The 6838-nt window shown below is 72.0% G+C and carries 6 protein-coding genes and 1 pseudogene; 5 read left to right on the forward strand and 2 right to left on the reverse strand.

Going from position 1 to position 6838, the window contains the following annotated elements; translation table 11 throughout:
* Positions 1–95: 95 nt before the first annotated feature.
* From ABEA43_RS61720 to ABEA43_RS61735, 5 genes and pseudogenes are all read left to right on the forward strand, one after another.
* A complete protein-coding gene (locus ABEA43_RS61720) occupies positions 96–1640 on the forward strand; it encodes an MFS transporter (RefSeq protein WP_345578122.1) in 1545 nt (514 codons plus the stop codon).
* Between the two features lie 82 nt (positions 1641–1722).
* Entirely contained in the window at positions 1723–2157 is a 435-nt protein-coding gene (locus tag ABEA43_RS61725; RefSeq protein ID WP_345578125.1) for a GNAT family N-acetyltransferase, read from the forward strand.
* 117 nt (positions 2158–2274) lie between these two features.
* Positions 2275–3279, forward strand: a complete 1005-nt coding sequence (locus ABEA43_RS61730; protein WP_345578128.1) for a threonine aldolase family protein — start codon at positions 2275–2277, stop codon at positions 3277–3279.
* 393 nt (positions 3280–3672) lie between these two features.
* Positions 3673–3834: pseudogene (locus tag ABEA43_RS68520) on the forward strand (sulfite exporter TauE/SafE family protein); the annotation flags it as partial.
* 107 nt (positions 3835–3941) lie between these two features.
* The gene (locus ABEA43_RS61735) at positions 3942–4541 is read left to right on the forward strand and encodes a TSUP family transporter (protein WP_345578131.1); all 600 of its coding nucleotides are present in this window, start codon (positions 3942–3944) and stop codon (positions 4539–4541) included.
* A 222-nt stretch (positions 4542–4763) separates the two neighbouring features.
* Here the strand turns inward: ABEA43_RS61735 and ABEA43_RS61740 are convergent, their stop codons facing one another.
* A complete protein-coding gene (locus ABEA43_RS61740) occupies positions 4764–5726 on the reverse strand; it encodes a substrate-binding domain-containing protein (RefSeq protein ID WP_345578134.1) in 963 nt (320 codons plus the stop codon).
* Positions 5727–5750: 24 nt separating this feature from the next.
* Positions 5751–6137 carry a helix-turn-helix transcriptional regulator gene (locus ABEA43_RS61745; RefSeq protein ID WP_345578137.1) on the reverse strand — a complete coding sequence of 129 codons (387 nt, stop codon included), beginning with the start codon at positions 6135–6137 and terminating at the stop codon, positions 5751–5753.
* Between the last annotated feature and the right edge of the window lie 701 nt (positions 6138–6838).

The following is a 6838-nucleotide window of genomic DNA, read 5'->3' on the forward strand; positions in this document are numbered from 1 at the left end:
ACGGCCGTACCGTACCCGGCCTGGCCATCCCACCCACCGTCGAGGAGGGGCGGCGCAACGCCTCCCCCGCCCGACGATGAAAGGACACCCCTCTCATGACGACCGCGGACATCGGCTCCGGCCCACGCACCGGCGTGAAACAGTGGCTCGCCCTGGGCGTGCTGGTCCTGCCCGCGCTGCTGCTGTTCATGATGCTGACCGTGCTGTTCCTGGCCATCCCCCAGCTGACCGCCGACCTGCGGCCGAGCAGCACCCAGACGTTGTGGATCATCGACATCTACGGCTTTTTGATGGCCGGCCTGCTGGTCACCATGGGCACGCTCGGCGACCGGATCGGCCACCGGCGGCTGCTGACCGGCGGCGCGGTCGTCTTCGCCGTCGTCTCGGTGCTCGCCGCCAGCACCTCCGACCCCGGCTGGCTGATCGTCTGGCGGGCCGTCCTGGGCGTCGCCGCTGCCACCCAGATGCCCGCCACGCTGGGGCTGATCTTCGCCACGTTCACCGACCGGCGCCGGCAAGCCGTGGCGGTCGGGGTGTGGTCGGGCGCCATCTCGGTCGGCACCGGGCTTGGCCCGGTGGCCGGCGGCGCGCTGCTGGAGGCGTTCTCCTGGCGGGCGGCCTTCCTGATCGCGGTGCCGGTCATGGCGATCGTGGCGATCGGCGCACCGCTGCTGCTGCCCGCCCACCGCAACCCCGCCGCCGGCCGGGTGGATCTGCTCAGCGTGCTGCTGTCGCTGGCCACCCTGCTGCCGATCGTCTACGGCGTCAAGGAACTCGGCAAGGACGGCCGCCTGGCCGTCGCGGTGGCCGCCATGGTGATCGGGCTGGCGTTCGGCGCCTGGTTCGTCGTGCGCCAGCTGCGCCTGCCCGAGCCGCTGGTGGACGTGCGGCTGTTCGCCAACCGCGTGGTCGGCGGCGCGCTGGGCGTGTTCCTGCTCGCCGCGACCGCGCTCGGCGGCGTCTACCTGCTCATCACCCAGTACCTGCAACTGGTGGAAGGCCTGTCGCCGCTGCAGGCGGCTCTGTGGGTGCTGCCCGCCGCGGCGCTGCTGGTGCTCGTCTCCACCGCCTCGCCCATCCTGGCCCGGCGCTTCCGCCCGGGACGGCTCATCGCGGCCGGGCTGGCCGTCCAGGTGCTCGGCTACCTGATGCTCACCCAGGTCGGCGCCACCGGCGGGCTGCCGCTCCTGGTCGCGGGCTTCATCGTGCTGTATCCGGCGGTCGCCCCGTCGATGGCGCTGACCACCAACCTGGTCGTCGGCTCGGTGCCGCCGAACAAGGCCGGCGCGGCGTCCGGGCTGGCCACCACCTGCAGCGATCTGGGCATCTCGCTCGGTATCGCGATCCTCGGCAGCATCGCCGCCGCCGTCTACCGCGGCCAGATCAGCGCCGAGCTGCCCGCGGCTCTGCCGCCCGAGGCCGCCGCCGCGAGCCGTGACAGCCTCGGCGGCGCGGTCACCGCGGCGCAGACCCTGCCCGGCGAGCTGGGCGCGGCCGTACTCGCCCCCGCCCGGGAGGCGTTCACCGGCGGGCTCACCACGGCGGCCGTCATCGCCGCGGTCATCGCCGCCGGCGCGGCCGTCCTGGCGCTGCGCCGGCTCGGCCACCTCCCGCCCACCGGCAACACCCCCGGCCACTGACCGCCCGGCTCGCCTGCCCGGCAGAGGACCCGCCAGCACACCACCCCCTGCCACCCGCCGAACCCTCTACCTGGGAGATCCCGTGATATCGATCCGTCGCGCCACCCCCGATGACGCCGCCATCGTGCACGGCCTCATCCGGGGCCTGGCCGAGCACCAAGACCAGGGCTGGGGCGTCACCGTGGCCGCTGATGACCTGAAGCGGCTGCTGGCCCGCCCGGAGGTCGGCTATCTGATCGCCGAGCGGGACGGCCGGGCCATCGGCTACGTCTCCTGGCTGCAGCGGATCAGCTTCTGGTCCGGCCAGGACTACCTCCACCTGGACGACCTGTACGTGACCGACGCAGAACGCGGCCACGGCGTAGGCGAGCAACTGATGCGCGCCATCGCCGAAGTCGCCGACGGCAAGGTGATCCGCTGGGAGGTGGCCGAGGCCAACGCCGGCGCGCAACGCTTCTACCAGCGCCTCGGTGCCACCCTCGTCTCCAAGAAGCTCGGCCGCTGGCAGCCGAGATAGCACGCCTACCGCCACCCCAGCCCTTACCTGACAAAGGAGCCCGACCATGACCGACCCCTCCCGCCCGTCCTGCGATCCCTGTTCCTGCACGCGCCCCTCGGGCGCGGGCCGCGCGCCGTGCTGCAGCGCATGCTCGCCCTCGTGGACGACGACACCCCGCCCGACGGCCCCGACGGCCCGGTCGCGGTGCTCGAACAGCGCCTGTCCGCGCTCCTGGGCAAGGAGGCCGCCCTGTTCTTCCCCAGCGGGACGATGGCCCAGCAGGTCGCGCTGCGGGTGCACGCCGAGCGCAGCGGCCGCCGTACCTTCGCCGCGCACCCCCAATCCCACCTGGACGTGTGGGAGGAGCAGGGCTACAACGCCGTCCACGGCCTGCGGTTGCGCCGGACCGGCGACCTGCACGAGCTGATGACCGCCGCCGACCTGGCGGCGATCGGCGAGCCCCTCGCCGCGGTGGTGTGGGAACTACCGCAACGCGACATCGGCGGACTGCTGCCCGAGTGGGACGACCTGCTCGCGCAGGTCGCGCGGGCGCGGGAAGGCGGCGCCGCTCCGCACCTGGACGGCGCCCGCATCTGGGAGGCCCAGACCTATTACGGCCGGCCGCTGGACGAGATCGCCGCGCTGTTCGACACTGTGTACGTCTCGCTGTACAAGAGCCTGCTGGGCACCCGCGGCGCCGTGCTCGTCGCCGACGCCGCCACCGTGGCCATCGCCAGGACCTGGCGGCAACGGCTCGGCGGCGGCATTCGCGACGCGTGGCCGCTCGCCCTGTCCGCCCTGGTCGGCCTCGACACGATCGCCGAGCGGATGCCCGCCTACCGCGAGCACGCCATCGCGATCGCGGCGGCCGTCAACGCCGACGGCGCCGCCCGCGCCTTCCCCGACCCTCCGCAGACGCCGATCTTCCACATCCACCTGCCGGCCCTCCGGCGGGCCGTTGAGAGCGCCGGCGCCGCCATGCTCGCCGAGCACGGCATCCAGCTGTACGGCCGCGTCCGATCCGGGCCGGACCCGTCCCGGTGCAGCTTCGAGGTGACCGTCGGCCAGAACGCGATGGGCTTCACCCCCGGCGAGGTGGTCGCCCTCCTGCACGAACTGCTCAAGCGCGCCGGCGCCTGAGCGCGTCAGTTCGGGGCGCTCGGTCAGCTTCTCCGGCGCGGTGTCGGCGAAGACCTTCTCGCAGCCCGCCGCGCTCAGCGCGTCGCTCTGCCCGTCCACGTTCTGCGACGCGCTGGAGATCCGGGCGTAACCGACCCGCTGGAGATCCGGGCGTAACCGACCCGCTGGCCGGCGAAAGGATACACGGCCCCGTGCGGCACCCGCCCTGGCCTGCGGGAAGGCGCTTACCGTACGAAACGGCTCCGCCGCAGGTCCACCCCCGCGTCCGCCTCATATCACCACGTCGAACAATGTGGGCGTGAGCGTTCGAGTGGTACGTCCGTGAGCTGGTGGCAGGAACTGCTGGGGTTCGTCGCAAGCCTGCTGATCTCGGTGGTGACCACCCCCGTCGGGGTGTCTGGAGCGGTATTCCTGCTTCCGGTCCAGATCAGCGTGTTGAACGTGCCCAACCCAGCGGTGACGCCGACCAACCTGTTATTCAACGTCGTGGCCACACCGGGGGCGTTGCTGCGCTACCGCAAGCGCGGCCATCTCGGCGGGCCGCTGACCCGCCTGCTGGTGCTGGGCACCTTGCCCGGCGTCGTCATCGGTGCGCTGGCGCGGGTCTTCCTCCTGCCCGGCCTGGAGTGTTTCGCCTCCGGGTGGCCTGTCTGCTGTTCCCGGTGGGCTTATGGCTGTGCGTGCGCACGCTGCGCCCGGCCCGCGGCCACGACGCGCCGGACGGCCCGTCGCCGCCTGCGATCACCGCGCTTGCGGTGGTCGGGGGGATGGTGGGCGGGATGTACGGCATCGGCGGCGGGTCGCTGCTCGGGCCGATCCTGGTGGGGCGTGGACTCCCGGTCACCAAGGTCGCCCCCGCCGCGCTGGCCACGACGTTCATTACCTCGACCGCCGGGGCGCTCACCTACGCCGTGCTGGCGCTGAGCACCCCTGGCGATATCGCGCCTGAGTGGGGGTTGGGCCTGCTGTGCGGGCTGGGTGGGCTGATCGGCGGCTACGTCGGCGCTCACCTGCAGCCCCGGCTGCCGGAGACCGCGCTCCGGCTGCTCCTGGGTGCCTTGGCCACCGCTCTGGCCGGCCTGTACGCCGTCCAGGCCCTGACTGACCTGACCCCGCGGCCAGGCGGCGCTCCCACCGACCGGCCTCCCCGATGCCGGTCGCCGCCATCCAGCGCATGGCACGAGCATGCAGGAGGCGGTGGCCGGTTCCGGTCGGGAATGCTGCTGCCGGTTGGGCGCGTCGTACGGGTGGCGGAATTTTGACGGGCCGGGATCTGGCTACCCGCAGGACGACGGCCAGGTCGTCGGGGGACGGGCCGCTCCAGGCGCCGCCGCGGGGCGCCGGCGCCTGTTTGGCGGAGCACTCCGGTTCATGGGTCCGGTGAGGTGGCAGGCGTCCCGACCCGGGGCAATCGATCGAGTGAACCGTCTAGGCCGGTCATCGGCCCGCCGCGGTGTGGGTGCCTGTGCGGGGTACCCACGCTGCTATCCGGGGCCGGGGCGGGCGCCCGCCGGGGCGGGCAGAAGTCCGGAGGCGTTGTCGCGGCCCGCCGGCCAGAACAGGGGCTGGTCCAGGCCGGGGAGGCGGTGGTTTTGGATCAGCGCTTGGGTGGCGGGCCGGAGCAGGTGGTCCTGCAGGGCCAGCGCGCCGGCCACGTTCGCGCGGGGGAACCTGGCCGGGTTGACCACGACCGACACCATGATGCGGTGGAACATCTCATCGCCATATAGCACAGGGCGTAAGGAGAGCGGGTTGTCCTGCTGCCAGAGGAGGAACGGCGTGAGGCCCCAGAGGCTGTAGCCCCCCTGTTGAGCGGCCGCCCGCATGGCCGCTTGCGGCTGGAGTCCCGTGTCGTGGTACCAGCCGGTCTTGTCCGGTCGACCGGCGGCGTTCCACAGGATGTCGGCGATGTAGGTCAGCCCCGGCGTGGCGGTGGCGATGAAGGGCGCACGCACGGCGGCGATGCGACCAAAGGCCGCCACGGGATCGGTGAACCCTGCCACGCCGGCCGGGTCGCTCGTGTGCATGATCAACGCGGTGGCGTTGAACAACACCGTCCGTGGCCATTGGCCAAGGCCCTCGATGATGAACGCGTGGGCGTCGGTGTGCCCGAAGTGGGAGAAGACCAGGTCGGCCTCGCCGGCGCGGGCCCTGGCGTACACGTCTTCTCCGATGTAGACCTGCACGCGCCGGCCGGTTCGCGCTTCGAACGGGGCGAGCAGGCGCGGCAGCAGGCCTCCGTCCTGGACGGTGGTGACGCTGGCCAGGCGGACGGTGGTTCTGATCGCTGCCGCCTGGCCCGGCGTCGTGCTGGTCGCCGACGCGCTTCTCGTCCACCCCGTTACGCCTGCCGTTGCCAGCGCGAGCAGGCCGGTGGCCGTCACCGCGTCCCGGCGCGATAACTGCGGTGCGCGATCCTGTCGGTGCGCCTCACCTCGAGCGTGCATGTCCGTCTCCCTGTCCGGTCTCGGTCACTGGCCGTTTGCGTCGTTGGGTGTCTCGCCTGGTCTCGCTGGATGGCGAGGCGGCGTTGACGTGGTCTGCCCTGCGGGAAACAGGTGGCGATAGCGGTCGAGGAACACCTCGATGCGCTCGGCCTGTCGCTGCAGATCCGCCGCGCGTTCGTGCAGGTAGGCCTCACCCGCCGGGGTCAGGCGGTAGGTGCGGCGCGGCGGTGCGTCATCACCCAGCATCCATTCCGCCATCACCAGGTCCTCCTCCGCCAGCTGGCGCAACACCCGGTACACCACCGACGCATCTTGCGCGGCCCGCCGGAAACCGAGATCGGCCAGGTACCCGGCCAACACATAGCCGTGCCTGGGAGCATCGGCCAACGCGAGCAGGACAAACGGAACCATCCCCTGTCCCGTCCCGCTCCGATCGGTACCGCCGCGGCGTGCCGCCATGGATCAGGCCCTTCCGTCCTTGGTGACAAAACGACCTTATTGACATATTGACCCCCACAAATGAAAAGGCAACCCCAGCCTGGCCAGCCCGCGAGCCAGCGGCCACGCGCTACGGCTACGAGCGCAACGTGCTGGCCTTCATGCAGGCGATCGCTCCGTGGGCGCAACAGCCGAGGCCGGCGCGGGCAGGCAAGTCGACGTAAGAAAGCCGATGGGAACTGCCCGCCGGCAGCCCTCACCGCGCTTGCGCCACCCAGGCGGGCTGCCTTGGCCGCGGCCGCTGCGGGTTCGCCCCAGCCGAGCTCGTCGGCCGCATCGGACAGCGCGACGAGGAGCCGCCGGCCCAACGTGCCGGTATTCGCTGGGCGGCCCCCACGCCGAGGTGGAGTTCGAGCGGGTCGCCGTCGCCGCCGAGCAGGGGCGTCCGCCCGGCTCGGCCTCCGCTGCCACAGGGCCGACTCGCCAACGTTTCTGGATAGAGGTTTCTGGACGGCGTTGCCGCTGGTCGCCAAGGTTGTAAGTGCGCGTTTGAGAAGATCGTTCATGTTCGGCGTGGTGGGGTGACGATCGGCGTACGGATCGCCAGGGTGGCTGGATGCCCCCTGATCGTTACCCCTCGGATCTGACCGATGAGCAGTGGGAGCTGATCGAAC

It is taken from the genome of Nonomuraea rosea (genome assembly GCF_039539705.1).
In the GTDB taxonomy this organism is placed as follows: domain Bacteria; phylum Actinomycetota; class Actinomycetes; order Streptosporangiales; family Streptosporangiaceae; genus Nonomuraea; species Nonomuraea rosea.